21 protein-coding genes are annotated in these 26283 nt (G+C 39.7%); 8 read left to right on the forward strand and 13 right to left on the reverse strand.

Annotation, left to right across the window (positions count from 1 at the left end; translation table 11 throughout):
* The coding region (locus GLIP_RS10135; RefSeq protein ID WP_040522627.1) for a hypothetical protein at nucleotides 1-1243 on the forward strand (1243 nt) is incomplete at its 5' end.
* 5 nt (nucleotides 1244-1248) lie between these two features.
* Here the strand turns inward: GLIP_RS10135 and GLIP_RS10140 are convergent.
* Genes GLIP_RS10140 through GLIP_RS10150 form a run of 3 tightly spaced genes read right to left on the reverse strand, consistent with a single transcriptional unit; the run spans nucleotide 1249 to nucleotide 4121 of the window.
* Complete coding sequence (locus GLIP_RS10140) at nucleotides 1249-2133, reverse strand: competence protein CoiA family protein (RefSeq protein ID WP_008844527.1); 885 nt, start codon at nucleotides 2131-2133, stop codon at nucleotides 1249-1251.
* Between the two features lie 44 nt (nucleotides 2134-2177).
* Complete coding sequence (locus GLIP_RS10145) at nucleotides 2178-2927, reverse strand: hypothetical protein (RefSeq protein ID WP_008844528.1); 750 nt, start codon at nucleotides 2925-2927, stop codon at nucleotides 2178-2180.
* Nucleotides 2928-4121 (reverse strand): tyrosine-type recombinase/integrase, encoded by a 1194-nt coding sequence (locus GLIP_RS10150; RefSeq protein ID WP_008844529.1) that lies wholly within the window; start codon nucleotides 4119-4121, stop codon nucleotides 2928-2930.
* Between the two features lie 880 nt (nucleotides 4122-5001).
* On the opposite strand from GLIP_RS10150, the gene GLIP_RS10155 reads away from it, so the two are divergent.
* The 3 genes from GLIP_RS10155 (at nucleotide 5002) to GLIP_RS10165 (ending at nucleotide 10068) form a co-directional block, all read left to right on the forward strand.
* Nucleotides 5002-5904, forward strand: a complete 903-nt coding sequence (locus GLIP_RS10155) for a YihY/virulence factor BrkB family protein (RefSeq protein WP_008844530.1) — start codon at nucleotides 5002-5004, stop codon at nucleotides 5902-5904.
* 490 nt (nucleotides 5905-6394) lie between these two features.
* Nucleotides 6395-9658: a glycoside hydrolase family 15 protein gene (locus GLIP_RS10160; RefSeq protein WP_008844532.1), complete on the forward strand. Its 3264-nt coding sequence runs from the start codon at nucleotides 6395-6397 to the stop codon at nucleotides 9656-9658.
* 32 nt (nucleotides 9659-9690) lie between these two features.
* A complete protein-coding gene (locus GLIP_RS10165; RefSeq protein ID WP_008844533.1) occupies nucleotides 9691-10068 on the forward strand; it encodes a VOC family protein in 378 nt (125 codons plus the stop codon).
* Between the two features lie 77 nt (nucleotides 10069-10145).
* Here the strand turns inward: GLIP_RS10165 and hutH are convergent, their stop codons facing one another.
* From hutH to hutC, 3 genes are read right to left on the reverse strand one after another with little or no spacing between them, the layout of a single operon-like run.
* Entirely contained in the window at nucleotides 10146-11669 is a 1524-nt protein-coding gene (gene hutH, locus GLIP_RS10170) for a histidine ammonia-lyase (protein WP_008844534.1), read from the reverse strand.
* Complete coding sequence (hutU, locus tag GLIP_RS10175) at nucleotides 11662-13341, reverse strand: urocanate hydratase (RefSeq protein WP_008844535.1); 1680 nt, start codon at nucleotides 13339-13341, stop codon at nucleotides 11662-11664. Before hutU ends, hutH begins: the two co-directional genes overlap by 8 nt.
* A gap of 13 nt (nucleotides 13342-13354) precedes the next feature.
* Entirely contained in the window at nucleotides 13355-14065 is a 711-nt protein-coding gene (gene hutC, locus GLIP_RS10180; RefSeq protein ID WP_040522630.1) for a histidine utilization repressor, read from the reverse strand.
* Nucleotides 14066-14167: 102 nt separating this feature from the next.
* Here hutC and hutI point away from each other — a divergent pair, with 102 nt between their 5' ends.
* Together hutI and hutG are read left to right on the forward strand one after the other, a co-directional pair.
* Complete coding sequence (hutI, locus tag GLIP_RS10185; protein WP_008844537.1) at nucleotides 14168-15379, forward strand: imidazolonepropionase; 1212 nt, start codon at nucleotides 14168-14170, stop codon at nucleotides 15377-15379.
* Complete coding sequence (gene hutG, locus GLIP_RS10190) at nucleotides 15372-16331, forward strand: formimidoylglutamase (RefSeq protein WP_008844538.1); 960 nt, start codon at nucleotides 15372-15374, stop codon at nucleotides 16329-16331. The genes hutI and hutG overlap by 8 nt, the downstream gene beginning before the upstream one ends.
* A 27-nt stretch (nucleotides 16332-16358) precedes the next feature.
* Here hutG and GLIP_RS10195 read toward each other — a convergent pair whose 3' ends face one another.
* From GLIP_RS10195 to xdhA, 7 genes are read right to left on the reverse strand one after another with little or no spacing between them, the layout of a single operon-like run.
* Nucleotides 16359-17570: a urate hydroxylase PuuD gene (locus GLIP_RS10195; protein WP_008844539.1), complete on the reverse strand. Its 1212-nt coding sequence runs from the start codon at nucleotides 17568-17570 to the stop codon at nucleotides 16359-16361.
* On the reverse strand, nucleotides 17571-18899 hold the full coding sequence (gene guaD, locus GLIP_RS10200) for a guanine deaminase (protein WP_008844540.1): 1329 nt from the start codon (nucleotides 18897-18899) through the stop codon (nucleotides 17571-17573).
* Between the two features lie 6 nt (nucleotides 18900-18905).
* A complete protein-coding gene (gene uraH / locus GLIP_RS10205) occupies nucleotides 18906-19229 on the reverse strand; it encodes a hydroxyisourate hydrolase (RefSeq protein WP_008844541.1) in 324 nt (107 codons plus the stop codon).
* Between the two features lie 32 nt (nucleotides 19230-19261).
* A complete protein-coding gene (gene uraD, locus GLIP_RS10210) occupies nucleotides 19262-19768 on the reverse strand; it encodes a 2-oxo-4-hydroxy-4-carboxy-5-ureidoimidazoline decarboxylase (protein ID WP_008844542.1) in 507 nt (168 codons plus the stop codon).
* Nucleotides 19765-20604: a xanthine dehydrogenase accessory protein XdhC gene (xdhC, locus tag GLIP_RS10215; RefSeq protein ID WP_008844543.1), complete on the reverse strand. Its 840-nt coding sequence runs from the start codon at nucleotides 20602-20604 to the stop codon at nucleotides 19765-19767. Before xdhC ends, uraD begins: the two co-directional genes overlap by 4 nt.
* Complete coding sequence (xdhB, locus tag GLIP_RS10220; protein WP_008844544.1) at nucleotides 20601-22985, reverse strand: xanthine dehydrogenase molybdopterin binding subunit; 2385 nt, start codon at nucleotides 22983-22985, stop codon at nucleotides 20601-20603. The genes xdhC and xdhB overlap by 4 nt, the downstream gene beginning before the upstream one ends.
* Nucleotides 22978-24417 (reverse strand): xanthine dehydrogenase small subunit, encoded by a 1440-nt coding sequence (gene xdhA, locus GLIP_RS10225; RefSeq protein ID WP_008844545.1) that lies wholly within the window; start codon nucleotides 24415-24417, stop codon nucleotides 22978-22980. Before xdhA ends, xdhB begins: the two co-directional genes overlap by 8 nt.
* A 284-nt stretch (nucleotides 24418-24701) precedes the next feature.
* On the opposite strand from xdhA, the gene GLIP_RS10230 reads away from it, so the two are divergent.
* Both GLIP_RS10230 and puuE read left to right on the forward strand, forming a co-directional pair.
* Nucleotides 24702-25346 (forward strand): TetR family transcriptional regulator C-terminal domain-containing protein, encoded by a 645-nt coding sequence (locus GLIP_RS10230; protein ID WP_008844546.1) that lies wholly within the window; start codon nucleotides 24702-24704, stop codon nucleotides 25344-25346.
* A 15-nt stretch (nucleotides 25347-25361) separates the two neighbouring features.
* A complete protein-coding gene (gene puuE / locus GLIP_RS10235; protein WP_008844547.1) occupies nucleotides 25362-26270 on the forward strand; it encodes an allantoinase PuuE in 909 nt (302 codons plus the stop codon).
* Nucleotides 26271-26283 lie beyond the last annotated feature (13 nt).

The raw sequence follows: 26283 nt of genomic DNA on the forward strand, positions 1-26283 counted from the left end.
CAATATTAATATTAATAACATACACCTAATTTTGTCCATTAACGGAATGGACAAGACTTCTCTTAAAATACAAACTTTTGATTGCCTAGCTAAAATTGGTGGAAAAACTTTCAGGTATGTAAATCAGAACTTAGAAAAGTATATTCAGAACGTAATGCTTGTAGCTAAGGAAAATACTAAGGAATCTGAAGGTTCAATAATAGAAATTGTAAATAATTTATCGTTATCAATTGAAATTAGAGAAAATGTAATTAAACATCAAAGCTTTATTTGCTCTGATATCCATTTATTTGATCAAGGGCTCTGGGAGACTATCCTTTCGAATAATAAAGTCATACCAACATGGAAAATAGTTTTTGATTGTTATATGTCCGATAACGTCAGCAATAATTCTTTAGTCGATTTTTTAAAACAACTATCAAATGTTGAATATGTAGAAGGTTCTCAACATTCAGAGATTGAAGAAAAATCAGAAGACATATTTAAGTTCAACTTATTTATCCAAACATTGGATGAGATAGATGACGAGAATTATGAAAGGTTAAATGCTGGATTTTCTATAAGTTCTAAAGGCTTTCCTGATGTATCTAAAAGTAAAAAATTGATTTTGATTAAAATTGGACGTATCTCACCGTGTTTAGAATCATTTGAACGCGCTAATGGAGAATTGGAATTAATAGTTCAATTGTTTAAATCTTCCTCTAATAAAATTTATGAGAAATTGGAAGAGTATAGGGATTTTATATCTGACTCTGTAGGCTATGAATTATTAAATAGTTGTGATTTTTCGGATGATTTTAAAGTTAAAATAGTTGGTATTTTAAATGAAGATCGATTACTAGAATCCCCTGAATTGATTAAATTAATTGGCCCCTATTATCTTAAATTGAGTGAGGCGGCACAAAATATCGAAATTATGGAAAGAATAATACTAGATACTGACGATGAAGAATTAGGGGAGGACTATATAAAAATATTGCTTTCAAAAGGTAGAGATGACTTAACTATTAAAATTCTAACAGAAGTAGCCTGTCGGTGGTCAGAGAAAAATGTAATGAATTCTATAAGTCATTTTAACGAACCTTACTCCCAAATTGCGGATTATGGTAAAAGGCCTTTAATTCCCAATAACGAACTTAATCTAAATTTTCTTAACTCATTAAATTCTCTGAATTTTATAGGTAAGATAGGCCTTGAAGCCAATCAGTTAAGAGTTAATACTAAAAAGAAAACCAGTACCTAAACATTTCATTGATTTGAATTTGTATAGAGGTGGGTTTCACAATCTTCACAATAAGCTGATGGGCCAGTCCAAAACGAGCCGCACATTACGCAACTGTGTCTGGTTGAAGGTGGAAATCCTGAGGATTCATTAAGTCTACTTTTTATTAGTGGAAAGGGGTCTCTTGTCGGTAAATATTTATCGTAATAAGCATTTTTATTGTCTTTGATATGTTTTTTTAGTTGATTCAAAGTTTTTTGTTTTCGAGGGTGATAAATCCACTTTTTACCAAGATAATTTTCTGATAGATAACTTTGTAATGCTTTGGTGTATTGACCAGTTGGTACTTCTTGAAATTCTTTAGCAAGGAAACGCGCATCAAGCTCGACGACACCACAGTTTGAATTCGTAGGCCTATACAAAGAGTCGGGAACAACACGATCTTTATACGTAATGTAAATGACAAGTTCAAAAGAACCAATTTTTGCTAAAATATCAACTACAGAATTTTCATACTTTGTTTCGACTTCGATATATTGTAGAGTAACCTGCGTTTCATTAGCTATTGGGTAAGTCACTTCAAAAGATCTACCTGATGGTGCGTCAAATTCCGTGTGTTTACCTGTAAAAGCTGGCAGTAGAAATACTAATCCTTGTTCAGATAGCTGTTTTATCATTAATCTAATTGATACAGCAAAAGAAAATTCACATGGCTTTTCAGTCTTTTTCTGCTCTTTGCGTGGACTATGAGCGAAATGCCATTCTTTATGTTCTCCTTGTCTCGCGACCAAAGGTGTTTTGCAAGACGGACAGATACAATTACATTTTGAACCTTGACTAACGTTACCGACATCAATTAATTCGCCAGTTTTAGTGTATAAACCAAAGGGTATTAAAGTTATTCCACTCATTATTTGTTCATCCTTTGAACCGGTTTAGTTGATAAATGAATAGATTAGGATTTAGATGGTTTTAAATCCTTGATCCAATTTCTGATTGTATGTTTACCCCCATATGGTGCTGACATACCATATTTTTGAATATCTGCATGTTTTTCCAACGCTACAATTGACAACATCGGATCGTCTTTCCACAATATTTTGGCTACTTCTCGAGTCATTATTCTAGCTTGTTGTTTATGGTTTAATGAGCTCCAAAATGAATCAATATCTGACTGTGTTCTAGAGCCTTTAGTTACTTCATCAATACCACCTTCTTGAAACTGCTCCAGTTCCTTTTGGGAAAACCAAAAATTTGGGGGTGTAACTCCATTAATAGAACAAAATTTAAGTAGAATAAGCCGATCAATATGTACTTTTTCTAGGACCGTTCTGTCGTATTTCCGAGTTAGATAAGTTTTATCAAATTCTTCAACTAATTTTCTATGTCTAAGACCATAACTATGTATATATCCTTCATAATTAATCTCTAGCTTTTCTTGCTCTTCAACTGATAATGACTCGTAATCCTCATCAAGGTTCATGTCTAAATACAATTCAAAATCGACAACGTTATTTGGGTTCTTTTGTACAATTCCGGTTTCATTAGACACAGATATTTCACATCTGATACAAGCTTTACAGAGAAATCTAATTGTATCCTGAATATTAAGTGGCAAAGATTCTGGGTTTGTTAGGTTTGGATCGACTTCGTGCCATCTATGAGCTAGTTCCCATACGCTTAAATGATCTGTGTGTTGAATCATTTACGTCTCGTCCTTTTGATTGATTTGGCTAACGATAAAATCTGAAATTCGATTCATAGGAATTCTTAGACGTTCTACATCAGAAATTATGTAACTAGCGGTTATATCCGTTGTTCGATGATTCGCAAGTCGTTTTAGTGCGAAAGCGGGTAAATCTAATCCGTCCGCAATGGTGATAAAAGTGCGACGTAAGTCATGTAGAGTAAAGCTTATATTACTAATTTCAGCCACTCTATCAACGGCTGTTCGTGGTTCTTTCAGATGAAATTCAGGATTAGGTCCTGGAAATACCCATTCAGAATTGCTTGACGTTTTTAATTCGTTAAGTAGTGCTAATAAAAAGTTAGTTAAAGGGAGGGTATGTGGGTCACTATTTTTTGTATCTGTTACCGTTAGCGTTTGAGATTTGAAATCAATATCAGACCATCTTAAAGATAATGCTTCATTTTTTCTTAGCCCAGTAAATAATACAAATTGTAAATAGTTTCTACTTATACTGCTATTTAATTGCTTTGTTGCCTGAAACCAAGTTTTAAGTTCGTGAGACTTTAAATGACCTGTTCTGCGCTTGTCTTTATACCAAGCTCTATTTCGGCTCAAACGTGAAACAGGGTTAATTAAAATTACCGGATCACCATTAGCATCTTCAAACTTTTCCATAGCGTGGTTATACAATGCCCTTAGCACACGCATAGTATTGTTAGCTTTAGATTCTGTTTTCTGTCCTATTTCCCTATGTCTTGTTTCAACCATGTCTTTGCTTATATCGATTAACTGTTTATGCTTCCAGTCGGCTAGGTATCGATCAATACACACTTTATAATTGTCTATAGTTGCGGGTTTTAGGCTTTTCCGTGAAATTAGATAGCTATCAAGTGCACCTTGTAAGGTGACACTTTTAGACTCCTTAGCTTTTTTATCTGCAATAGGATCATTTCCAAGTGTGATACTTCCAATTAATTCAGTTGCTTTAGCCCTCGCTTGTTCTGGTGTGATGGCACCATAAGCACCAATGGTAATCCGTTTCACTTTACCTTTGATTCGTTTTTCTATGATGAACGACTTTTTACCTCCACTGCTAACTCGCAAACCAAAGCCTGCTAGGATAGTATCGCGGTAAAAAGCTTGAGTTGGCTTGCCATTTTTTAGCTGAGGTGGACTAATCTTATCAATTGTTGATTTTGATAAGCGCATATACAGTTCCTTTTGACTTAATAAGGCATCTACATAATTAAAAAGGGGGGAAACAATAGATAATGCTAATTGATTCCTTTAGCTTAGATTGTAGACATATAGTAGACGTATTGTGTCAAAAACTGACCTGCTATAGCAAGTCATATCCAAGTCATTCATTAGCATAAACCAATTAACTAACTGATTTTTATAGGTATGTAATACTTGGTCAAACTGTATCCAAAAAACTTGTAAATAATTTAAAATCCCTCGTTCGAAAGGACGTGCCGGTTCAAGTCCGGCCCCGGGCACCATTTCTTAGTCTTACGGGCTCGGCTCTACCCTGTAAACGGGGGATCAGCATTCACCTTACTCGATTGATAACACCATTCCACCCACAATGGGGGCTCTGCCCTGTAAACGGGGGATCAGCATTCACCTTACTCGATTGATAACACCATTCCACCCACAATGGGTCATCACTCTTATTCTGTAATTTTCAAAACTATCTTTAATCCATGGCCTAAAGACCATGCTACAAATTAGGTTAGATTTCAAAACGTCTTTGTAGGTGGTGGCTTTAGCCCCGTGATATTAATTTGAAATCCATGGTCTAAAGACCATGTTACAAATTAGGTTAGATTTCAAAACATCTTTGTAGGCGGTGGCTTTAGCCCCGTGATACTAATTTGAAATCCATGGTCTAAAGATCATGCTACAGCTTGTTGTGGAAGTCATGTTTTCCTAATGGTACTTTCTATTAATAACCTGCTAATTTTGCCAATGCCTTAAATCAATGTAAGTTGATTAGATTTGGGATGTGTTTTACTCTGTTTTAATCGTTCAAAGTCAAAAATGACAGGTGCACAATTTACCTGTTTTACCCTTGTATCGGAGAATAATGTTGATGGATTTGGTGCACTATTGGAAAAATATTGTACGTGATACAGGCAAATTGTGGTTGGAGGAAAACGCTTTTAGCTATGCGGGTGCGTTAGCCTTTTATACACTGTTTTCATTAGCTCCCATTGTCATTATCGCCGTGACTGTCATAGGCTTAGTGTTGGGTGAGGAAGCCGCTCAGGGGGAAATCGTTTCTCAATTTGCTGACGTAATGGGGAAGGAGGCTGCAGCGGCCGTTGAACGTACGGTGAGTCAATCTAGGATTGAAGCATCGGGGATACTTCCAACGTTATTAGGTGTCGGTGCATTGTTGCTAGGTGCCACTACGGTATTTGGTCAAATGCAGTATTCTTTAAACTCCATTTGGGGCGTTACTGCAAGTCCTGATCGAAACGGTTTATTTTTGCTGGCTAAAAAAAGATTGTTTTCGTTAATGGTTGTATTGTCTATTGGCTTTGTGTTGCTCGTTTCTTTGCTCTTTGGAGTCGCATTGCGGGCGGTGCTAAATTATACAGCAGAGTTTCTACCGTTTGTTGAACTGTTGATGGGAAGCGCAGAGTTTATTGTGTCTCTTGCTATGATTGCACTGTTGTTTGCAACTATTTTTAAAGTGCTTCCTGATGTAAAACTGAGTTGGAAAGATGTAATGGCCGGTGCATTGGTAACGGCAGTGTTATTCTCTCTTGGACGCTACGGCATTGCAGCTTATCTGGCCTATACCGCAACTGCATCGGCGTATGGAGCCGCAGGCTCTGTGGTCATCATTTTGCTTTGGGTATATTACTCGTCGCTTATTCTATTGTTTGGTGCTGCTTTTACTCGCGTTCATTTAACCGCAAGAGGAAAGCCGATAATCCCGCGTAATACTGCTGTGCGAGTTGATAAACAATTGATACTTTAGATGTCATAACGCTTCAAAGTAAAGCATAAAACCTTGATAGAATGTGTTCTCTTCAAGGTTTTTCTCAATCAAATCAAACGCTGTAAAACTCACCCCCTTGCAATATTGCACACATGTTGTGCGTCCAGTGCTCGATATCAAAGTAACAGGGTTGATGTAGATCTTTAACTTAATCGTTTTAGATGCTGTTTTAGTGTGACATAATATTTCTGCTCAAAAAGAGGTGTTGTGAGCCTGATAAATATCGATTTTTTTAGTTAATAAACGATGGAGTCAGGTGGTATAAATATAATTGGCGTAAACTTTGCTGAATTTATTAGTAATTCAAGGGATTTCTGTATAATTGATAGCCATGCAGATAAATTTATTGGGTCAGCGTAGTAACTTATTAGAAATACTTATTTATTCAAAATACTAACCATATATTTTGATTTACTTTTTTCCCGATGCGCATAGTCAGCATCATTTTTCAGTGTAGGTAGGACTGATCATGCAAGATATTGAATTAAGAAGTAGCCTTGATAAATATTATCAGCAAATTAAGGCAGTAATAGTCGATAAACAACATCCCATTTCAGGCTTGTTGCCGGCCAGTACAGCAATTACCAACCATGGTAATTACCAAGATGCATGGGTACGTGACAATGTATACAGTATTTTGGCTGTGTGGGGATTAGCATTAGCATACCGTCAACTTGATGATGACGGTGGGCGTGGGTTTGAACTGCAACAACGTACTGTCAAACTAATGCGCGGTCTTTTGCGATCTATGATGAGTCAATCGGCTAAAGTCGAGGCGTTTAAGAAAAGCCGCAGTCCGATGGATTCATTACATGCTAAGTACGATACCGCGACAGGTGATAACGTGGTCGCAGATCATGAGTGGGGTCATTTACAAATAGACGCAACTTCAGTGTTTTTATTAACGTTAACGCAAATGATCTCTTCCGGACTCGATCTAATTTGGAGTGACGAAGAAGTTAGCTTTATTCAAAACCTTGTGTTTTATATTGAGCGAGCTTATCGCACACCTGACTTCGGAATTTGGGAAAGAGGGGCTAAATCAAACAGTGGGCACGTTGAATTAAATGCCAGTTCTCTAGGCATGGCCAAAGCCGCTCTTGAAGCATTATCTGGTTTTAACCTATATGGCGCTAAAGGTTCACAAAGTTCTGTAATTCATGTTGTGCCTGACAATATTGCGCAAGCTAATATTACCTTAAGTGCAATGTTACCTAGAGAGTCGATAACCAAAGAAATTGATGCTGCTTTATTAAGTGTGGTTGGATTTCCCGCTTTTGCGGTACCAGACCACACATTGTCTAATAAGGTTCGCAATGACATTATCAGTAAGTTGGAAGGCCGCTATGGTTTAAAGCGTTTCCTACGAGATGGGCATCAAACTGTACTAGAAGATGAAGGGCGACTTCATTACGAAGAGCAAGAGCTGAAACAGTTTGAAAATATTGAATCAGAGTGGCCATTATTTTTTGCTTATTTATATTTGGATGCGATTTTCCGTGACGATCGAGAGCAAATTAATCATTACCGTCAACGTTTAGATAGTGTCATGGTTGAACAAGACGGTCATTTATTGCTTCCCGAGTTATATTACGTGCCTCTTGAATCCATTGAAACTGAGCGTGAAAATCCACACTCACAAGATCGTTTACCGAACGAAAATATTCCACTTGTATGGGCACAAAGTCTATTCTTGTTAGGTGCGATGTTGGAAGATGGTTTGTTACGTCCTGGGGATTTAGACCCATTGGGAAGACGCCATGTCAAAGCGTTAAAACAGCCTGTAGTGCAAATTGTATTCTTGGCCGAAGATGAAGAACTTCAAGCCGAATTAGCTGCTAGCGGGTTAATGACAGAAACAACGAAGGAAATTGCGCCTGTTAAAGTATGTCTACCAGAAGATATTGCCACTATGTATTCGCAAGTTGGCGCGTGCGAAGGACTAGGACTTACCGGGCGCTCCTTTAGAGTGCCTAAAAGCTTAACCACCAGCCGGGTTTATGTGCTGGGTAAGTCACGTTTTGTGTGTTTAACCCCTTCTTTTATTCAACAGTCGTTCTTTTTAAGCTATGACATCGACTTTCTAGTTCGCCGCTTTAAAAGCGAGTTAAGTTATTTACACAGAAATTGGACAGAAACTGGCCGACCGACGGTCACCGTCATGCTTACCAAGCAATTGTTAGATGCCGATAGAACCTCATTTTTTGAATTAATTAAACAGATTGATTCAGGTTCTGTTGATGGTATCCCGGTAAAACCCGGAACCATGTCACAACTAACGCCCACAGCTGCAATTGAACGCTTTGATGATTTAAATGGTTATGCGTTACCAGAAAAAATAGTCTCTAAAGTGACTCCTTTGCGAGGAACGTTAATTTCCAGTGGCACAAACATAGAATTGAATCAGACCCAGGAAATGGAGATTTCACTTCTGACTGATTGCGACGAGTTGACCAGCAGATTAGCGTCGTCAGACAACCTCTTTGAACAAGTGGCGCTACTTTCAGTACTAGTCAAAGAGCAAGGGTTGGATTCAACCATTACTTTTAGTGATAGCTGTTATCGATTAACGGATGCTATTGAAGAAGTTTATAGTGAAGCAGGCCGATTACAATTATGGTCGGTTTTACGCCATGCTTCAGGCCTACTTAAAAAGGTAGACAGTGACCTTGGCCTTGTTGTTAGTGCCATGCTTGTCGCTCAAAAAATTATTCAAGTCGGTCGCGCCTATACTGATGAATCGCTAATTTCTAGACCTATACCTGACGAAGAATTGTTAGCTAAAATCCACAATTATGGTCGCGACGATGTTCGTGAACAAATTTTGACGCAAGAAGTATTGTTATGCCTTGGATTATTAATTAAAGCCAGACCCGAACTGTTTAGAGAATTACTAACAATTCGCGTGAGTCATTTAATCATTTTATTAACCAGTCAAATTGCTCGAACTCAAAATCTCGCTTCTGATGAGGCGTATGAATATTTGATGGCGATGGCACCTTCAGTGATTCAAGAGCGTTTGGAAGCCGTGCTAGAAGATTACCAATCGTTATCTGATTTACCACAAAAACTCGAAAAATTACATGCTAAAGGATATTCAGGAAAGTTAAATTGGGAACAAAATTTAGGATTAGAAACGTTAACGACGCCTAATGATGGGTGGTTAGCATGGCGTCAGCATCAAGGCATTATTGATCGTCGTTCTGATGCCTTTAATCAGCAGATTTGGCGCATTTTGCATCACACACAAGGATTGGTTATTGGTAATAAAATGGATCGCCGTAACCGCATTGATAGCGGGGTAGTGTTAAGTGATATGACTCCCGGTGAAACAGCTTTCGCGTTAATGACTGAGCATATGCTAAATAATATTCAGGCCGCTGAATATCGTCAATTAACCATAGAGGCATTGGAAGCCATGGCGAGTTTCTGTGAGCAAAATGCGAGCTTAAAAATTGATGAGCCAATTGTTGTTGATGTTGTAATTGGACATGCTGTGAATTTGGCATACCTCGATTTACATCCTGATCGTGCTGACAATTATAACGAATATAAAAGTCAGGCTTGGGAGTACTTTTATACAATTTCCCCTCAGGAAACAACGGCATTTATTGTATCAGCTATACAATTGTTATTAACCTTACGAGAATCTTCGATTGAAAAAGCGGAGTCGAAAACGAGTGAGATTGAAACAGAAAGTATTGCGAATAAACCAAAAATTGCGATAACCTGATTGTTTAATTTATTGAGCGTTGGAGTAGATATATGTTTAGTCACATAATGTTAGGTGCAAATGACATTGAAAAGTCAAAAGCGTTTTATGATGCAACGTTTGCAGAATTGGGTTACAAGCCGGGTGTAATTGATCCAAAAGGTCGGTGTTTTTATTACACGGATAATGGTGTGTTTGCAATTACAAAACCGATCAATGGTGAGCCTGCTTGTCACGGTAATGGCAGTACAATTGGATTTACTGTAACCGATCCCGAACAGGGGAATGCTTGGCATGCGGCAGGTTTAGCTAATGGCGGTACTGATTGTGAAGATCCGCCAGGAGTACGTGAAACGCCATCAGGAAAACTTTACTTAGCTTATTTACGTGATCCATCAGGGAATAAGATCTGCGCTCTAAAACGCATGTAGTTTACAAAATCTCATAGAGTAAAAATATAAAAAGACCAGAAGTTATTCTGGTCTTTTTTTGTTTGCTAGTTATTCATTTAATCAACTAAATTCAATTTAGTTAAATCTGATAACGCGTTGTTTATAATTAATTTTTTAGCATTCTCAATATCTGGCGAAAAATACCTGTCTTTATCGTAAAACGGTACGTGGTCACGTAACAGTTGCTTTAACTCCGATAACTTTTCGCTGGTATTTAGTGGGGCTCTAAAATCTATTCCCTGGCATGCAGACAACCATTCAATGGCTAATATTCCAGCCACATTATCAAAAATGTCTCGTAGACGGCGAGCTGCAAAAGTTGCCATTGAAACATGATCTTCTTGGTTTGCTGAGGTGGGCAAAGAATCTATAGAAGCGGGATGTGCGTATGTTTTGTTTTCACTTGCCAATGCAGCACAAGTGACTTGCGCGATCATAAAACCAGAATTAACACCGCCGTTTTCTACTAAGAAGGGCGGGAGACCACTTAGATTACTATCGATCAGAAGTGCCATTCTGCGTTCGGATAAAGATCCTATTTCACATAGAGCAATAGCCAACATATCTGCGGTCATCGCTACAGTTTCTGCATGAAAATTACCACCTGATAAAATGTCACCGCTATCGGCAAACACTAAAGGATTGTCTGAAACGCCATTGGCTTCAACTATAAGCGTTTGTGCTGCAAATCGTATTTGCGTTAAACAAGCACCCATGACTTGCGGTTGGCAACGTAAAGAGTAGGGGTCTTGCACTTTATGACAACCTTCATGAGAACTTCCGATTTCGGATGTCGCCAATAGTTCGCGATAGGCTTCGGCAACATCGCTTTGACTTTGATGCCCACGTACTGCATGAATACGTTCATCAAATGGTACTCTAGATCCCAGCGCGGCCTCTACCGATAAACTACCTATTGCTATTGCGCAATTTAATGCATTTTGCGCATAGAATAAACCTTGTAAAGCAAAGGCCGTAGATGCTTGGGTACCATTTAAAAGTGCAAGGCCTTCTTTTGGTGCTAAAGATATTTTATCCATTTCGGCTATCACTAAAGCGTCTTTTGCAGTGACTTTTTCACCTTGATAAAAAGCTTCACCTTCGCCTAATAAGACTGCACTCATATGTGCTAGTGGTGCAAGATCTCCTGATGCACCAACAGATCCTTTTTCAGGGATCGCGGGATAAACTTGCGCATTGTAAAGACGAATGAGCGCATTGATCACCTTTAAACGAATACCTGAGTAACCCCTAGCAAGCGAATTGATTTTTAGAAACATCATTAGTCGCACGGTGTTCTCAGGCATAAAGTTGCCAATTCCAGCAGCGTGAGACAGTACAATGCTGCGTTGTAATACATCCAACTCTTCTTTCGGAATTTTAGTATTGGCTAATAATCCAAAACCGGTATTAATGCCGTAAACAGTTTTTCCTTGCGCAATAACATCTAAAACGCTTTGTTCTGCAGCATGAATATTGTCCACAGCAGATTCGTCTAACTCGATAGGTACATGTTGACGATGAATAAGTTCAAGTTGTTGTAAGGTAACCTGTCCAGGGATTAAGGTGATTTTATGCATTTTTATTCCCTTCTAACATGGGTAAATCTAATCCTTTCTCTTGTGCACACTCTTTGGCAATGTCATAACCAGCGTCTGCATGACGCATGACTCCTGTAGCAGGATCGTTGTGCAATACGCGACTGATACGTTCATCCGCATCTTCAGAGCCGTCACACACAATCACAACACCTGAATGTTGACTGAAGCCCATACCCACACCACCACCGTGATGTAAGCTCACCCATGTTGCACCACCAGCGGTATTGAGTAATGCGTTGAGAAGTGGCCAATCAGAAACGGCATCAGATCCGTCCAACATGCTTTCGGTTTCACGGTTAGGGGATGCAACCGAACCGGAATCCAGGTGATCGCGGCCAATAACAATAGGCGCAGACAATTCGCCATTTCTCACCATTTCATTAAAGGCGAGTCCAAGCTTTTGTCTTTGTCCTAAGCCTACCCAACAGATCCTTGCAGGTAGTCCTTGGAACTGGATACGTTCTTTCGCCATATCTAGCCAATTGTGTAAGTGCGGATCATCACTGATTAATTCTTTTACTTTAGCATCGGTTTTATAGATGTCTTCTGGATCTCCCGACAGCGCTACCCATCGAAATGGCCCAATACCCTGACAAAATAATGGACGTATGTAAGCGGGAACAAAACCGGGAAAATCAAATGCGTTTTTAACACCGGTTTCAAATGCCATCTGGCGAATATTATTGCCATAATCAAGTGTTGCTGCGCCTTTTGCTTGAAGCGTAAGCATTGCTTCTACCTGCACAGCCATAGATTTTTTGGCAGCCAACACTACTTTAGATTCATCTTGCGTGCGCAATTTTGCAGCTTGTTCAAGTGTCCAGTTTTGCGGTAAGTAGCCGTTAAGTGGATCATGGGCGCTAGTTTGATCAGTTACTACATCTGGCAGCATGTCAGATGCTGCTATTTGACTAAATACATCTGCTGCATTTCCCAATAAACCAATAGAGATTGCTTTGCCTTGTTCTTTCGCTTGTTCTAATAGCTCAAATGCATGGCTTAGGCTGTTGGCTTTTTTATCTAAGTAACCGGTTTTAAGTCTAAAGTTAATGCGACTTTCATCTACTTCAACAGCCAGCATTGAAAACCCTGCCATAGTCGCCGCCAATGGTTGCGCACCACCCATGCCACCAAGTCCGCCTGTTAATATCCATTTACCGTCTGCAGTACCGTTAAAATGTGTTTTAGCGACACTCACAAAGGTTTCGTATGTTCCTTGCACAATGCCTTGAGAGCCAATGTAGATCCATGATCCGGCAGTCATCTGGCCGTACATCATCAAACCTTGTTTATCTAATTGGTTGAAATGCTCCCATGTCGCCCAATGTGGTACTAAGTTTGAGTTTGCGATTAGAACTCTTGGGGCATTCTTATGGGTAGGAAATACGCCAACAGGTTTACCACTTTGTACCAACAGCGTTTCGTCATCATTGAGCCGTTTTAAAACCTCAACAATCTTATCAAAACAGTCCCAGTCTCTTGCTGCGCGACCAATTCCTCCATATACCACCAATTCGTGAGGATGTTCAGCAACCTCAGGATCTAGGTTATTCATTAACATCCTTAATGGAGCTTCAGTTAACCAGCTTTTTGCGGTTAACGTTGTACCGGTCGGTGCTTTTACAACACGTTCTGAGTAACGTTGGTTCATGTTGTTATTTCTCCTAATTTGATGAATGGAAATCTAAATGACCACCTAAGCGGTAGCGATTTCCTGGGTGATAAAGGTTTGCAAAACTCACGATACCTTTCGCTGAAAATGTTCGTCTTGAAACGAGTAAACAAGGTTGTTGTAACGTGACTTCTAATGCGTCTGAAATTTCTTGAGTAGGTACAATCGCTTCTACTACATGATCAGCTTCAGTCAGGGGGGCAACTTTATTTAAATATCGATTAGCGGTAATTGAAGAAAAGTCTTGGTCAATATATTGCGGGGCGTAACTGGGATTAACTAAGCGGTTTTCTAATTGAATAGGTACATTGTTTTCTAGATGAACTATTTTAGTACTGTAAATGAGTTCATTAACTTCAACGCCAAGCATTCTGGCTTGTGGAGCACTTGCTAACAGTTGTTTTTGAGTCAATACGCGGTTGGAATATTGATGTCCGCGTTTCATTATTTCATCGTCTATACTGGTAATTTCTAACATTGAGCTCATAGGTCGATGATCAGACACAAAGGTCCCTAATCCTTGTGAGCGTAATAAAATTCCCTCATTGACTAAATCTGTCAAGGCTCGGCGCGCTGTCATTCTACTGACGCTAAATTGTTCTGCGAGTTGATTTTCAGAAGGAACTTTATCTCCTGGTCGCATATTTCCCTGATCAATCTTGGTTAGAAGATCCGTTTTTATTCTATCAAAATGTGTCGTCATGAATTATTGGGTTAACAAATTGTAAATTTGTACGCATGTTACTTGTATATACAAGTGTGTGCAAGTACACTATTTCTAAATTGATCGACATGATGAGAACGAATGCAAAGCCAATTTGATTTTCTAATACATAACGTGCAAATAGCCAGCATGGCTGCCAACTCTGAAGCGTATGGAGAGATTAAAGACGCCTGTGTAGCAATTAAAAACGGCAACATTGAGTTTATTGGTAATCAACACGATTTTGATGGTGAAGTCGATACCTATGTGGATGGAGAGGGACAATGGCTTTTACCTGGATTTGTAGATTGCCATACGCATATCGTATACGGAGGTGATAGAGCTAATGAATTTGAAATGCGTCTCAATGGTGTGTCCTACCAAACGATAGCGCAACAAGGTGGTGGAATTAAAAGCACTGTAAAAGCAACCCGTGAAGCTAGTTTTGAATCGTTATTAGCGTCTGCGAGCTCTAGAGCCCAAGCATTGTTAGATGAAGGAGTGATGACCTTAGAAATTAAATCTGGGTATGGCTTGGACCTGCAAAATGAAATCAAAATGCTTGAGGTAGCGAAACAGATTGCAAAGGATTTACCAGTAAACGTAAGTACCACCTATTTAGGTGCACATGCATTACCGCTAGAATATAAAGATGATGCGGACGGTTATATTGACTTTGTGTGTGATACCGTCTTGCCTAAAATATATGAATTAAAATTAGCTGATAGTGTGGACGTATTTTGCGAAACCATTGGTTTTAACACAGCTCAATGTGAACGTGTGTTTAAATCCGCTAAGCAATTTGGTTTAAATATCAAAGCACATGTAGAGCAATTAAGCGACTTAAAAGGCGCAAAATTGGCTGCTTCCTATAACGCGATATCAGTCGATCACATTGAATACCTCGAGCCAGAGGATGCTTTCGCACTGAAACAATCAAATACGGTTGCAGTACTTTTACCAGGCGCGTTTTATTTTTTAAAAGAAACACAGAAGCCTCCCGTTAATGCTCTGCGACAGAATAGCATACCTATGGCAGTGGCCACTGATTTAAATCCGGGGAGTTCACCGATTGCTTCGATCCTCACCTGCGCAAACATGGCGTGTGTATTGTTTGATTTGACGCCAGAAGAGGCGTTAAAAGGAATTACGATAAATGCGGCTTCCGCTTTGGGCCTAAATGATCGAGGTCAAATCCAAACCGGAATGAGAGCTGACTTGTGTTTGTGGAACATTGCCCATCCAGCACAACTGATATATGCCGTTAATCAACACAAACCGGTCAAAAAGTGGTTTGGAGGTAAGCTTGTTTAGTAAAAATACGTTTTTTAATTGGCATGGGCGGATTGACAGTGAAGACGGTGTTAAGGGCCATCGCTGGCATCAACTTGTGCAACAGACTACGGATAAAACTGATTTATCTATTTTGGGATTTAATTGCGACTTAGGCGTCGCTGCAAATAAAGGTAGAGTGGGCGCCAAGAATGGTCCAAATTCGATTAGAGCAAGCCTTTGTAGTCTTGCATGGCATTTACAGCAGATCACAATAAAAGACTTGGGTAATGTAGAGGCAACAAAAACCTTAGAAGCCGCTCAACAAGCCTACGCACAACAAGTTTATGCTGCATTGCTTTCCAGTCAGTTTGTTATCGGGTTAGGTGGAGGCCACGAAATTGCGTTACCGAGTTTCTTAGGACTGCATAAAAATACGCAAAGCAAACCGAAACCAAAAATTGGCATTATTAATTTTGATGCCCATTTTGATCTTCGCTTACCTAATCCACAACCGAGTTCAGGTACACCTTTTTATCAAATCGCAGAATATTGCAAACAGAACTCTGAATCATTTCACTATACCTGTTTAGGAGTGGCAAAACCTGCCAATACACCGGCTTTGTTTGAAAGAGCTGATGCATTGAGGGTAGGGTATTTGCTGGATGAAGACTGCAACATAGAAGCCGCCAAATCATTATTAACACCGATGTTGCAAGAAGTGGATGAATTGTACGTCACTATTTGTTTGGATGCATTTTCTAGTGCGATAGCACCGGGGGTAAGCGCGCCTAGTTCGCTGGGGATTTCTTTGCCTTTTGTTGTCTCTATTATTCGCTGGTTGAGTCAGCAGCAATCTAGTTTAGGCTATGCTTGGCGACTAATGGATATTGCTGAAATGAATCCGCTATTTGACGTTGATTCACGAACCGCTAAGTTAGCGGCTCGTTTGGTGTTTGAAGCCGTGCACGCAAAGGTTGAAAGCAAAAATTAGTAGCTTAAGAATGCGTTAGTCTTGATTCTAATTTAAATTTTGCAGATACCAATCAGCAACAAGTTTGCGCTCTTCGTTGGTCATCTTGGTTTTGTTTAAAAACGGCATATCACGAGTCACAAATACCCGTTGATAGATCACGCTCGCTTTATTTTCGATATCTTGCCAATCATCCATTACTAAACCTAATGGTGGTGATGGAAACATGTTATCTGTTGGTGTTTTTGAGTGACAAGATAAACAATGTGTATCCAATACCTGTTTAACTTGAGATTGACTCACCAATTCTTCCTGTTTTACTGGTTCGGAATTTGATGCATCACTCGTCCCATTAAAAAGATTAGGTGCAGATACCCAAACCGCGATCGCTAGCATAGCCAAGGCGCCGGTAATTAAAATAGAAGGTTTTACAATACCTACATGGCGTAAATTGAAAAAGTGTCTTATCCAAGCAGATACTACACAAAGAGCTATCAATACCAACCAATTTTGTGGATGTAAATACGTCATGGGATAGTGATTACTGATCATAATAAATAAGATGGGCAGCGTAAGGTAGTTATTATGAACAGAACGTAATTTCGCCTTTTCTCCCCAACTAGGATCAATCTCTTGTTGGTTTTTGACTGCGTCAACCATGGCTCTTTGAGACGGCATGATCTGTAAAAATACATTGGCGACCATGATAGTGCCAATTAATGCACCTATATGAATGTAAGCGCCGCGACCGCTAAACCAATGTGTTGCCAGCCATGCAGCAACGGTTAATAGAAGAAGCAAAAATATTGCAAACAGAATGGGCTTTTTGGCTAATGGACTGCGACATGCGATTTCATAGACGAGCATACCGCCAAAAATCAGTCCCAAGCCCATAACAATTGCTTGAGTTTCTGACAATTGCATTACATTAGGGTCGATTAAAAAAGCGGATGCGCCGAAGTAATAGACTAAAACCAACAAACAAATGCCGCTGATCCAAGTAGTATAGGCCTCCCATTTGAACCAATGGAGGGTATCGGGCATGTTTTCTGGACCATATTGGTATTTTGCTACCTCATAAAACCCGCCTCCATGCACTGCCCATAGGTCTCCTTTAATCCCTTTTTGTTTTTTCCACTCTGGGGGGGACTCCAAATTATTATCTAGCCAGATAAAATAAAATGAAGCACCAATCCAAGCTACACCGGCAATGACGTGAAACCAACGAATAAATAACGATACCCAATCTATCCAAACCATTTAATGACTCCTTGCGGGTTGTTTAAATACCGCTTTTCCAGCGATATACGTAGCTTCTGTTGTTCTTTCATCTGCCAACATACTTAATGCGAACAATACGTCGGAAGGTAGGTTAATAGTGTTGTCTGTCATTAACGAAGCGGTTCTAATCTCACTAAGATTACTAAATTTGGGATCTAAAACGACAAAGTCCGCGTGACTGCCCGGGTTTAAGTTGCCGATGCTGTCATCTAAATCCAACGCTTTAGCCGTGCCTTGCGTCATCATGTAAAGACCACTTAATGCAGATAATTTACAGTGATTTAATTGACAAATTTTGTATGCATCGCCCATGGTTCTTAACATATTAAATGAAGTTCCGGCCCCGACGTCGGTGGCTAAGGCGACATTTACATTCGATTGTTTAGCTTTATCAAGATTAAACAAACCACTACCTAGAAATAGGTTTGATGAAGGACAAAACGCAATCGTGGCTTGAGTTGCGGCAAGTAAGTCCCATTCATCTTGGTGAAGATGAATACAGTGGCCAAAAACACTACCTTTGCGAACTAAATGATGATGGTCATACACGTCTAAATAATGCTGATGTTGTGGAAACAACTCTTTAACCCAAGCAATTTCGTGAGTGTTTTCGGACAAATGGGTTTGGATAAACACATCTTTGTACTGTTGCGCTAATTCGCCTAAAGCAGCTAATTGGTTTTCTGAACTAGTGGGCGCGAAACGCGGTGTTAACGCATATTTTGTTCGCCCTTTGTTGTGCCACTTTTCGATCAGTTCTACGCTGTCCTTTTGGGCAGAAGTAGGGCAGTCGCGTAAGTCATCTGGACAATTTCTGTCCATACAAACCTTACCGGCAATTAACGCCATTTGCTGTTCTGTAGCAGCTGCAAACAAAGCATCCGTCGCTTGCTTGTGTACACTGGAGTACACCATTGCTGATGTGGTGCCATTACTAAACAACTGCGCTAAAAATAAATTTGCCATTGCTTTGGCGTAATCATGATCCTGAAATTTAGTTTCCGTTGGGAAAGTAAAATTTTGCAGCCATTGTAAAAGTTGTTCACCGTAGCTAGCTATCATTTCTGTTTGTGGAAAATGTAGGTGACAATCTATAAAACCAGGGACTAATAATTTTCCACTATAATCGACTACCGAATATGACTTAAATTCTTCTGGTAAATCAGAAAAATGGCCAATGGCAGCTATTTTTCCGTTACGCGTAACTAGAAAGCCATCTTTAAAAAAATTGAAGTTCTGCTCTGGAGAGCTTGTTTCCTCTGGGAAGTGCAATATGCTACTTCGAAAAACGTGGCAGTGAGAATCCATTATTAATTAACTGCCTCGGTAACTACTAAAACCAAAAGGAGAGATTAATAAAGGTACATGATAATGACCTCCATTAGTCGATAATTTAAAATTTACATCGACAAAAGGATAGAAACTTTCACCGTGTTTTTCGACCAGATAGTCTTCTACATAAAAACGAAGTTGGTATTGTCCAGCGGTAAATTTTACTTCGTCCCACTGATTACATCGACCATCGCTATCGGTCTGAGTAATGATTTGTTCGCCTTGCGGCGTTGTTAACTGTAATTTTAAACTAGCTACAGGTTTTCCCGCTGCCGTATCAAGAACGTGACTGGATAAAGTATTCATTTAGTCTCTTCTTTAAAGTTCTTATTGAAAAATTAGGCGGTTAAACCTTTTTGAATTCGTAATATAGTAATTTTTAGTTGTTGCTCTGCAGCAATCTTTATTTCAGTTTCTGTATCATTGTGAATTCGCTGTTCTATCGAAGCCAGCATATTTTCAGCGCTTTGACCTGTTGCACATATAATGAAAATGAAACCGTTTTGTGCCAGATATAAATGATTGAGTCTATGTAACTCTTGCAACACATTAGAATCTGCTCCAATCGCACTTGCTTGTTCTTGCTCTGCCAATGCAGACGTATTCGCGAACTTTGCTTCTAGTGTATTAATATCACCTATCATGGGATGAGCTTTAAACGCCTCTAAAAAATCTGAATTAGATAAGCATGACCAGATTTTACACGCTGTGTTTATCACATCATCAATTGAAGTATAAGGTCGTGAGCGCTGCATATTTTCTGCCCACGCACGAGACGCGCAACAGCGTATAAACCAATCTGTCGCTTGGGAAACGGTGAGTGCATTTAGTTCATCTATGGTCATAATATTTTCGCAATTTCTTTGGTTTGTACCCAAGCTGTTTGAGTGTTTTGTGGATCAGCTGAGTCGCCTGAATTTAAATGTTGGATCAACTGACCAGCAATTGATATTGCCACTTCAATGGGGCGCTTTCCGGTTACTGAGTCTAATCCAACCGGGCAAATCAATTTTTGCAATTGATGCTCAGAGATATTGTGATTTTTTAGTCTGGTTTTAAATCGTTTTGCTTTTGTTTCTGAACCAATTAATCCAAGGTATTGAATAGAGTCTATCGTTAAGGCTTGTTTAACTATGTCATAGTCGAGTTGATGATCATGGGTCATTACTAACACATAGTTGATTTGCTTATCATTAAAAACATCAATGCAGTCTTGAGATATCACTGTGTGAATATTGTCAGGGACCGCTAAATCATCAAAAATGTGCTGTCTTGAATCTACCCAAGTAGTACTAACCGGAAGTTGCGATACTATTGGTATTAACGCCTGAGCAACATGACCTGCGCCAAAGATGAGTAATTGATTCGCATGCTGCCAAAATACCTCGAATAACACATGCGTTGCTCCGCCACAACATTGCGCTAATTTCGCGCCCAATGGAAAATATTCGACATGCTGGTTTGTCTTTTTATCCGCGAGTAATGAGCGTGCTTTTTGAATTGACATGTGTTCTAAATGACCGCCTCCAATGGTATCAAATATGCGATCTTCAGTGACCACCATTTTTGTACCTTGAGCGCGTGGTGTAGAGCCGACCGACCCCATGACCGTTAACACCACATATTCTTTTGCCGTATTCTGGCAGTGGTGGATGCCATCAAACCATCGATTACCGATCATGCCTGATATTCCTCAGATGCGCGCATACTCTGACAAGCTTTAAGTATTTTCTCCGGAGTAGCAGGAGTATTTAATTGAGGATCCAATTTGTAGCCAGATAAACTAGAAATGGCATCTTTGATAGCACACCATACCGATATCGCTAACATTAATGGCGGTTCGCCAACGGCTTTGGAATTATAAATCGTGTTTTCGGTATTCGCATGGGGATATAAATCCACATTAAAAATGCTCGGAGTATCACCTATGGCAGGAATTTTATAGGTGGCAGGGTTATTACTGATCAATTTTCCCTTTTTATCCCAAAGTAATTCTTCTGTCGTTAACCATCCCATTCCTTGGATAAACCCGCCTTCAATTTGGCCGATATCAATGGCCGGATTGATACTATTTCCCACGTCATGAAGGATATCGACGCGATCAACACGCGTTTCCCCAGTGAGTGTATCAATCAAGACTTCGCTACATGCTGCGCCATAGGCAAAATAGAAAAACGGTCGTCCTTTGCCTGTTTCGCGGTCATAGTGAATTTTTGGAGTGCGATAATAACCCGTTGTAGAGAGGGATATTCGTTCAAAATAGGCTGTTTGAACTAGTTCGGCAAAACCAATTTCAAAATCCTCTAAACATACTTTTTGGTCAGTAAATTTGACTGTTTCTGCGCTTATCGATGCTAATTTTTCTTGTTGATTGTTTTCTGACTGCTTATTCTTGTGATAGAGATCGACCATTAAATTAGCTAATCGACTCTTTATTTCTATACACGCATTTTGCGCCGCTTTGCCGTTGATATCGGTACCGCTAGACGCAGCTGTCGGAGACGTATTTGGCACTTTGTCGGTGCGTGTAGAAGTCACATCCACTTTTTCAATGGGGACACCAAATTCATTTGCGACAATTTGCGCGATTTTAGTGTGCAATCCTTGCCCCATCTCAGTGCCGCCGTGGTTTATTTGCATACTGCCATCGGTATAAACATGTAATAAAGCGCCTGCTTGATTTAAATGTTTTGCAGTAAATGAGATGCCAAACTTAACCGGCGTTAGTGCTAAGCCCTTTTTAATTATGGGACTCGTTTGATTATAGGTTTGAATGCGTTTTCTTCGCTGCCAATAATCACTTGTGCTTTCTAACCTACTGATTAAATCTGGTAAAACACTTTGTCCGATGGGCATACCATAATGTGTGTTTGTGGCGTTTTTACTTTCATATAAATTACGGATTCGCGCGGTCAAAGGGTCGAGACCTCTATGTCGTGCTATTTTATCTAGCATGTCTTCGGCGACTATCATGCCTTGCGGGCCACCAAATCCGCGAAAAGCGGTATGGGAGACTTTATTTGTTTTACATCTGTGACCCACCACATCTGTGTTACCAATATGATAGCCATTGTCAACGTGAAACATAGCACGATCAACTATCGCATCAGAAAGGTCAGGGGAGTGTCCACAATCGCCATTTATTTCGAATTTGCTTGTTTGAATTATCCCAGCATCATTAAACTGTACAGCGTATTTGTTAGTAAACGGATGACGCTTACCAGTTACCTGCATATCTAGCATTCTGGGTAATCGCAGTTTGACTGGACGTTTTTGGCGAAAAGCAAAAATTGCCGCGATACAGGCCCATTGGGCAGCCTGCGTTTCTTTACCTCCAAAACCGCCACCCATTCGGCGCATATCTACAGTAACTTTGTTGATAGATGTGTCGAGTACTTCAGCTACCAGTTTTTGGACTTCACTGGGGTGTTGACTAGAGGTATAAATGAGCATGCGATCTTCTTCTTGAGGTATCGCAACAGAGACTTGTCCTTCAAGATATAAATGTTCTTGACCACCCACATCCAAACACGATTCTATTTGATGTAAGTCTTGTGATTGAAGGTTATTCTCGGTTTCTTGATGCATGCGATGCAAGGGTCTGACGAAACTTTGTTGTTGATGAGCTTCATCAGTCGTTAATACTGGTTTATTACTTGAAAATTCAAGCTTGGCATGAGTAACCGCTTGTCTGGCTAATCGTGTTGAAGTGGCCAGTACAGCAAATATCGCTTGCCCATGAAATGCTATATCAACACTGCTCATTATAGGATCGCCCTTGAAAACGGGGCCTATATCTGTATGACCAGGTACATCTTCAACGGTAATGATATCAATCACTCCGGGGCTGGACTTAACCTTGGATAGATCCAAAGAGCTAATTTTTCCGTTCGCTATAGTACTTACGCCAATGGCTGCAAAAAGGGTGTTGCTAGGTAAGTCTTTATCATCAACGTAAACTGCCTGGCCAGTAACATGCCGCTTAGCGCTTTCGTGTTTAATGTAGCTACCAATTTTTCCACTTGCTTTTTCGTCGTTTTTCAAATCAATAAGCTTACGCATGTGTTACTACCCTGGTTTCAATAGCGTTACTTGTTTGTGTATTCTCTATCCAAAAACGATGCCACAAATTTACGACTAAATCTGAACGATAGTTTGCCGACGCTCTTACGTCATCCATTGGCGTGAATGCATCACGTAGTAGCGCTTTACCACGTTCTAGAGTGTCAGTTGAATGCCATTTTGCACCTAACATATTTTGTTCAAATGATTTAGCACTAACAGGCGTAGCTGCCACACCACCGAATCCTGTATATATTTCCTTGATTTTGTTTTGTTCAACAATGACATAAAATACTGCGCACACCGCAGAGATATCATCCTCCATCCGCTTTGATACTTTATAGGCTTTTAGCATTGCGTCAGGGGGGAGAAGCGGAAGTTTAATTGAATCTATCCATTCTCCTGTTTGCAATGCAGTTTTCCGATAATCTAAAAAGAACTCTCTAGCTGGTATGGACCTTGTGGTATTGCCGTCGTCTGCGACAATTTCTGCATTAATAGCTAACATGACTGGAGGCATATCCCCAATTGGCGACGCATTGGCAATATTTCCACCTAAAGTTGCTTGATTCCGTATGGGCACTGAAGCAAATCGCCACAATAGTTCGCTCAAAGACGGAAAATGTTTAAGTAAGAGGGGTTCTAACTCATTAAATGGTATTGCAGCACCAACGCTTAAATGAGAGTTTGATAAACTTAGATTATTTAATTCAGGCACACACTTTAAATCGATTAAACAATCTAAGGTTTTTAATTGTTGGGTCACCTCTAAGGCTAAGTCTGTGCTGCCAGCGAATAATTTTGCATTGGGGTTTTCTTTTAATAGATTTGCAAGTGCTGCTCTGGAAGTGGGGATATGCAATCCAGAGAGCCCGGCATTATTGTGACCTATTGATTTCAACAATTGAATAATAGATTGTTCGTTTGTATCGAATTTATCTTTTTGTTTAGTCTGACAACTGTCCAATGCGGCATCAATGATGGGGCGATAGCCTGTACATCTGCAGAGATTACCTGATAAGGCTAATTCAACATTATGACGGTTACAGTCTGAATCTTGATGGTAAAAGGCAAAAAGAGACATGACAAAACCTGGAGTACAAAAGCCACACTGCGAAGCGTGGTGTGTTTCCATGGCGGCTTGTACTGGATGTAACTGTTGGTTTTCAGACAAATGTTCAACCGTAATTAACTGCTTACCATGTAAAGCACTAGTAAAAGTGACACAACTATTTACGGCTTTGTAATCGATACCATCTTTTTGCTTATTTAATTGAGCAAGTACAACTGTACAAGCCCCACAGTCTCCAGATGCGCAACCTTCTTTACTGCCGCACAAACCTTTGTGCTCACGAAGGTAATCTAAAACTGTTAGATCCGTCTCCACTGAGTCAATTTCAGTCGACACATTGTTGAGTAAAAATTGAATCATGAAGTATCCCGAGTGCCGATAAACTAATTAGTTAGAGTTATATCATTGTAGTTAAACGCGGCTACAAATTGATATCGCCATTGATTGTTTTGCTTAAATTTGAAAGTACCTATAATATAAAACCTGACCAGATGGTCAACTAATATTGAAACTAATTGATATTTTTATTTAAAATAGTTTGCTTAGCGACTTAGAAATGCCAAGAACTAGTGATACATTGTTAGAAAGAATGATAGACCCATGCCGAGTAGGGCTTCAACCTTCAATAGTAGAAATAATGGACCATGACTGATAATAAAATCAATAAAGAAGGCCGAATTGGCGCTGCAAACAAACAATTAATTCTAAACGCCGCTGAATTTGAATTTGCTAAACATGGATTTAAAGGGACCCGAATTCAACAGGTTGCTGATCGGGCATGTTTACCAAAAACCAATGTACTGTATTACTTTAAGAGCAAAGAGAATTTATATTTAGCGGTTCTCCAACAAATTTTAGATGAATGGAATTCTGTATTTGATCACGCTACAAAAGAAGATGATCCCGCAGAAGTTTTAGCCAAATATATCGCTGAAAAAATGGAGTTTTCGCTTACTCGTCCCGATGCTTCTCGCATTTTTGCATTGGAGATTATCAATGGCGCTCCGAATTTAAAAGGATTCTATAAAGAGAACAATGTTGCTTGGATGGAAGGGCGAGTTGAGGTTGTTCAATATTGGATTGAAACCGGTAAAATTCAGACGCCTAATGCATACTATTTGCTTTACCATATTTGGGCCTGCTGCCAACACTATGCTGATTTCTCGGCGCAAATAACCCACTTACAAGGAAAGCAGATGGGAGAAAGCGAATTTGAAGAAGCGACTAAGGCAATTATCAGTTTAGTACTGAAAGGTTGTAGTTTAGAAATTCCAGAAAAATATCGTTAGATTAAGGGCCGTATAATGCAATCTTATCCTCGTGATCTCAAAGGTTATGGGCAAAATCCACCTAACCCTAAATGGCCAAACAACGCTAAAGTTGCCATTCAATTTGTACTTAATTACGAAGAAGGTGGCGAAAATAACGTATTGCATGGCGATGAGTTTTCAGAAGTTTTTCTATCTGAAATTATCGGCGCAAAAGCGTATGCTGATCGACATCAGAGTATGGAGACGCTATATGAATACGGAAGTAGGGTTGGCTTTTGGCGAATTTATAAATTACTCAATGATAATCAAATTCCGGTTACCGTATTTGGCGTAACTATGGCAATGCAACGCAATCCTGAGGCGGTAGAAGCTATGCTAGCGGCTAGATGGGAAATTGCCAGTCACGGCTTACGCTGGATTGATTATCAAAATATGCCTATCGATACAGAGCGTAAATTGATTGATGAATCGATTCAATTACATGAAAAAATCACCGGCAGTAAACCCAACGGTTGGTATACCGGCAGGACGAGTCCCAACACCTTAAGTCTGATTTCAGAGCGCGAAGATATCTTATATTGTGCAGATAGTTATGCAGACGATTTACCCTATTACGACTATCACTATAACAAGCCGCTATTGATGGTGCCGTATACTTTGGATACCAATGATATGCGTTTTGCTACTGCGCAAGGATTTAACAATGGCGACATGTTTTACCAATATTTAAAGGATGCATTCGATACATTGTATCTTGAAGGTGAGTATAGCCCTAAAATGCTCTCTATTGGTTTGCATTGCCGTATTATTGGTCGTCCAGCACGATTGGCTGCATTACGTCGTTTCATAGAATATATCCAAAGTTTCGAACATGTTTGGTTATGTACTCGAGAAAAAATAGCCCAACATTGGTTGGCTAATTTCCCATCAAAAGTTCGATAGTAAAAAATAGAGT

It is taken from the genome of Aliiglaciecola lipolytica E3 (assembly GCF_000314975.1).
GTDB classification, from domain to species: domain Bacteria; phylum Pseudomonadota; class Gammaproteobacteria; order Enterobacterales; family Alteromonadaceae; genus Aliiglaciecola; species Aliiglaciecola lipolytica.

Bases quoted from the DNA above. Each gene is read 5' to 3' on its own strand.
- xdhC (WP_008844543.1), bottom strand. From the start codon at position 20,604: ATGATCGGTAATCGATGGTTTGATGGCATCCACCACTGCCAGAATACG.
- GLIP_RS10195 (WP_008844539.1), bottom strand. From the start codon at position 17,570: ATGGTTTGGATAGATTGGGTATCGTTATTTATTCGTTGGTTTCACGTC.
- GLIP_RS10165 (WP_008844533.1), top strand. From the start codon at position 9,691: ATGTTTAGTCACATAATGTTAGGTGCAAATGACATTGAAAAGTCAAAA.
- guaD (WP_008844540.1), bottom strand. From the start codon at position 18,899: ATGGATTCTCACTGCCACGTTTTTCGAAGTAGCATATTGCACTTCCCA.
- GLIP_RS10150 (WP_008844529.1), bottom strand. From the start codon at position 4,121: ATGCGCTTATCAAAATCAACAATTGATAAGATTAGTCCACCTCAGCTA.
- hutC (WP_040522630.1), bottom strand. From the start codon at position 14,065: ATGACGACACATTTTGATAGAATAAAAACGGATCTTCTAACCAAGATT.
- hutH (WP_008844534.1), bottom strand. From the start codon at position 11,669: ATGCATAAAATCACCTTAATCCCTGGACAGGTTACCTTACAACAACTT.
- uraH (WP_008844541.1), bottom strand. From the start codon at position 19,229: ATGAATACTTTATCCAGTCACGTTCTTGATACGGCAGCGGGAAAACCT.
- GLIP_RS10145 (WP_008844528.1), bottom strand. From the start codon at position 2,927: ATGATTCAACACACAGATCATTTAAGCGTATGGGAACTAGCTCATAGA.
- GLIP_RS10160 (WP_008844532.1), top strand. From the start codon at position 6,395: ATGCAAGATATTGAATTAAGAAGTAGCCTTGATAAATATTATCAGCAA.
- xdhA (WP_008844545.1), bottom strand. From the start codon at position 24,417: ATGATTCAATTTTTACTCAACAATGTGTCGACTGAAATTGACTCAGTG.
- xdhB (WP_008844544.1), bottom strand. From the start codon at position 22,985: ATGCGTAAGCTTATTGATTTGAAAAACGACGAAAAAGCAAGTGGAAAA.
- GLIP_RS10155 (WP_008844530.1), top strand. From the start codon at position 5,002: ATGTTGATGGATTTGGTGCACTATTGGAAAAATATTGTACGTGATACA.
- hutI (WP_008844537.1), top strand. From the start codon at position 14,168: ATGCAAAGCCAATTTGATTTTCTAATACATAACGTGCAAATAGCCAGC.
- uraD (WP_008844542.1), bottom strand. From the start codon at position 19,768: ATGACCATAGATGAACTAAATGCACTCACCGTTTCCCAAGCGACAGAT.
- GLIP_RS10140 (WP_008844527.1), bottom strand. From the start codon at position 2,133: ATGAGTGGAATAACTTTAATACCCTTTGGTTTATACACTAAAACTGGC.
- puuE (WP_008844547.1), top strand. From the start codon at position 25,362: ATGCAATCTTATCCTCGTGATCTCAAAGGTTATGGGCAAAATCCACCT.
- GLIP_RS10230 (WP_008844546.1), top strand. From the start codon at position 24,702: ATGACTGATAATAAAATCAATAAAGAAGGCCGAATTGGCGCTGCAAAC.
- hutU (WP_008844535.1), bottom strand. From the start codon at position 13,341: ATGAACCAACGTTACTCAGAACGTGTTGTAAAAGCACCGACCGGTACA.